Here is a 1,035-nt window from a genome sequence, read left to right as displayed (position 1 = left end):
CAGATTTGCTTGAGCTGGCTGAGGCGGATTCGCTTGTGCTTACTGAAGCGGATTGACTAGAGCTCAATGATGCAGACTGGCTCGAGCTGACTGAAGCTGACTCACTCGCACTTACAGAAGCGGATTGGCTGGCACTCACTGAAGCGGATTGACTAGAGCTCACTGACGCTGATTGACTCGAGCTCGCTGATGCAGATTCACTTGCACTTACTGAGGCGGATTGACTTGCACTTGCAGATGCTGATTGGCTGGAGCTTGTAGATGCAGACTGACTTGCACTCACTGAAGCGGATTGACTAGCACTTACCGAGGCTGATTGGCTGGAGCTTGTAGATGCAGACTGACTTGCACTCACTGAAGCGGATTGACTTGCACTTACTGAGGCTGATTCACTTGTGCTTACTGAGGCAGACTGACTAGCACTTACCGAAGCTGACTGGCTGGCACTCAATGATGCAGATTGACTAGAGCTTACTGAGGCAGACTGACTTGCACTTGCAGATGCTGATTGACTTGCGCTCGTTGAAGCTGATTGGCTAGCGCTCGCGAAGGCGGATTGACTGGCACTCAATGAAGCGGATTGACTGGCACTTACTGATGCGGATTGGCTCGAGCTTACGGATGCTGATTGACTTGAGCTTACGGACGCTGACTGGCTAGCACTTGCAGATGCTGATTGGCTCGAACTTGCTGAGGCAGATTGGCTGGCACTCAATGAAGCCGATTGACTCGAGCTTGCTGAGGCTGACTGGCTGGAGCTTACTGAGGCAGACTGGCTCGAGCTCGCTGAAGCGGATTGGCTGGAGCTTACCGATGCTGATCGACTCGAACTTGCTGAGGCTGACTGGCTAGCACTTGCAGATGCTGATTGGCTCGAACTTGCTGAGGCTGACTGACTCGAGCTCAATGATGCAGACTGGCTCGAGCTGACTGAAGCTGACTCACTCGCACTTACAGAAGCGGATTGGCTTGAACTTACAGATGCAGATTCGCTTGAACTTACAGATGCTGATTGGCTTGCACTCAATGAAGCTG

At 52.2% G+C, this 1,035-nt stretch carries 1 protein-coding gene; it reads right to left on the bottom strand.

Annotated features, from left to right (window positions below; genetic code table 11):
* Positions 1-1,035, bottom strand: a 1,035-nt coding sequence (locus GMD5S_RS10635) for a hypothetical protein (RefSeq protein ID WP_192811536.1), incomplete at both ends; no start/stop codon positions are given.

This window comes from Streptococcus sp. GMD5S (genome assembly GCF_000298715.2).
Classification (GTDB): Bacteria; Bacillota; Bacilli; order Lactobacillales; family Streptococcaceae; genus Streptococcus.
The sequence above is the reverse complement of the archived record's forward strand: the minus strand, read 5'-3'. Positions and strand labels throughout refer to the sequence as shown.